Here is a 2,078-nt window from a genome sequence, read left to right as displayed (position 1 = left end):
GCACGACCTCGTCCCCATGGTGGCGATCCGCGCGGACACAGCAGCGGCCGTCGACTTCGAACCCGACGTCGTCCTGGTCGAGGGAGACATCCGAGGCGACGAGTACGATCCGGTCCTCATCCAGGGACACCTCCCCGAGAGAATCCGCTGGGGCAACACGACCCGAGACTCGGTCGCGAAGATCTTCAAGCAGACCGGCGTGGGCGTGATCCGTGCGATCATCGATCCGGGCGCCGGGTCGGAGGCGACGTTCGTTCGATCACGAAGCCTTCGTCGGGCGCACTCGGTCGCGTCGGATCGCGATCCGTTGGACGTGGCGGCCGAGCTGTTCGGCACGTGGTGGACCGATGCGTCGGCGCTCGGCCTCGTCGATGCGAACGACCAGACTCTCGAAGGTGGTCGAGCCGATGAGTCGGCGGCCGTTACGGAGGCGCCGCCGGCTCGAGCGCGCCGCGCCCTGCGGTGGGCCGGTACGGGAGCGATCGACACCTTGAAGCGTTGGGCCTAGCCTCCGCCCGTATCGCGTCGGCGACCATGCGGCCGTGAGAGTCAGCGTTGGCGATCTTCGTCGACTGGTTCGCGGAGCTCCACCGTCGCGATCCTCGCCTCGACGACCGCGCACCGACGGTCCAGAATCTCCTGCCACGCCGCCAGTTTCTCGACGGTCGGAGTCAAGGACGAGTCCTCCATCGACGAGCGCTCCGCAGCGCTTCGAACGAACTCCTCGGACAGCTCGGAAAGGTGTCGGGCTCGTTCGGCGCGTTCTCGCGACAACTTGTACGGGATCAGCCCGCCGAGCCACGCCACCAGCACCCACACGGCTGCGCCTGCGTGTCCCGTGCCGGCGAGTCCCAGTGCCACCAACAGCGCGACGGCCGAGATGAGTCCCGACGGCGACGCATACCAGGCCGCGATCTGGCGGCTGGTGCTGATGACGCGTCCGAAGTTTTTCCTCACGACGCCACCTCTGATTCTGCGCTGAATTGATGCGGCGGCGAGCGGATCATCACTCGGCTCGTCCGTTCTGGTCGGACCGCAGACGCTCTCCGCACGATCGCCTCCCGCGTCGATCGGCGACATCGGCGATTCCAGAGATCGCCGAGGAGCCTGCGTCTTCACGAAACGGTACTTTCGGGGATCGTCGTTGTCGAGCGGCTCCATCGTCCAGTCCGCTGCCAGACCGCGGCGTTCGAGCGCACGGGCCACAACGAGAGCGTGGTTGCGGTACTGGGTCGGCTGGTGCTTCTGGGATGTGCTCTCGCCATGGACCCGGTAGCGATACACCCTCTCGTCGACGTGCACCATCTCGGTGACCTCCGACATCTTCAAGAACATGTCGTAGTCGATGGCGTTGCGAATGTCCTCTGCGAATCCGGTCGTCCGGTTCCAATCTCGCGCCCGGAACAGCCGGAAGTGATGGACGATCATGATGTGGAGCAACGTGAAGCGACTGAATCGAGGGGCCGTCCAGGCATCTCCGATCCGATCGCCGTTCGCATCCACCTTGACATGTGACCCGTACGAAACACCGATGCGCGTGTCGGCGAGCATCGGTGCCAGCATCCGCTCAACTGCGTCCGGGGTCAGTTCGTCGTCCGCATCGAGCTGTCCGATGTACGCACCTCGGCACATTCGAACCGCGTGGTTCGATGCAGCACCGATTCCCGCGTTCTCCTGGTTCCCGATGCGTACCCGTGGCTCATCGGAGAAGTGTTCCGACAATCGGTCGAGCGTCGCGTCGGTCGAGCCGTCGTTCACCACGCAGACTTCGAGATCGCGCACAGTCTGGTCCAACGCGCTCTGCACCGTGCCAACGATCGTGTCCTCGGCGTTGTAGGCCGGTATGTAGATCGAGACGAGCGGCACCGTGAATCCACCGTCGTTGTCCCACGCACGAAACCCCACCGGACAACGGTCGGTGAGCATGGAGTGAATTGGGCTCTGGTCGCCGTCGATCGCGCCTGGCCGGTCCCGTGGGCCCTGGTGAAGCGCGCAGGCGTCGAACAACGGGACGATGTAGAAACCTCGGTTCCACACTCGAAATCCCCATTCCACGTCCTGGGAGCGCTGGTCCGGAA

Annotated in this window: 2 protein-coding genes; one reads left to right on the top strand and one right to left on the bottom strand. The window is 64.9% G+C overall.

Features of this window, described 5'->3' with window-relative positions:
* The coding region (locus tag WBV89_RS15190; RefSeq protein ID WP_423982196.1) for a hypothetical protein at positions 1-508 on the top strand (508 nt) is incomplete at its 5' end.
* Between the two features lie 41 nt (positions 509-549).
* Here the strand turns inward: WBV89_RS15190 and WBV89_RS15185 are convergent.
* Positions 550-1,905 (bottom strand): glycosyltransferase family 2 protein, encoded by a 1,356-nt coding sequence (locus tag WBV89_RS15185; RefSeq protein WP_423982195.1) that lies wholly within the window; start codon positions 1,903-1,905, stop codon positions 550-552.
* Between the last annotated feature and the right edge of the window lie 173 nt (positions 1,906-2,078).

The sequence above is a fragment of the Ilumatobacter sp. genome (assembly GCF_049588435.1).
Classification (GTDB): Bacteria; Actinomycetota; Acidimicrobiia; order Acidimicrobiales; family Ilumatobacteraceae; genus Ilumatobacter_A.
The sequence above is the reverse complement of the archived record's forward strand: the minus strand, read 5'-3'. Positions and strand labels throughout refer to the sequence as shown.